Below are 460 nucleotides of genomic sequence, written 5' to 3' on the forward strand. Positions count from 1 at the left end.
CTCGTGATCAAAGCCCTAGCCAATGCTTGTGATACACAACAGCCCAAGGATGGACTTATTCTTCACACCGATTTAGGAACACAATATACGAGTGAAGCATTTGAACAATATGCTAAGTCTCAAGGCATTACACAGTCATTCAGCCGCAAAGGTTGTCCTTATGACAATGCTTGCATAGAATCATTCCACGCCATCCTAAAGAAGGAGGAAGTCAATCATGTTCAGTATCTTGATTACCAGTCTGCTAAACTCGCTTTGTTCCAATATATCGAAGGCTGGTATAATCGGAAACGAATTCACGGGAGTCTCGGATATAGGACACCTCAAGCGGTGGAAGATCAATTGAAATCAACGGCTTAGGCATACTATATCTTTCAGCTGAGATACATGGCAGAGCAAGACCTTGTCGGATTAGAGGCAAAACGGAGATACTCAAAACCGCCGACAAGTGACTTACAAA

At 43.0% G+C, this 460-nt stretch carries 1 protein-coding gene; it reads left to right on the plus strand.

The window, feature by feature from the left end; all coding sequences use genetic code 11:
- Window positions 1–360 (plus strand): integrase core domain-containing protein (locus TEPIDINF_RS10265; protein WP_421691428.1); only part of this gene is annotated, 360 nt, incomplete at its 5' end.
- Window positions 361–460: the final 100 nt, after the last annotated feature.

The organism is Tepidibacillus infernus (genome assembly GCF_048898065.1).
Classification (GTDB): Bacteria; Bacillota; Bacilli; order Tepidibacillales; family Tepidibacillaceae; genus Tepidibacillus_B; species Tepidibacillus_B infernus.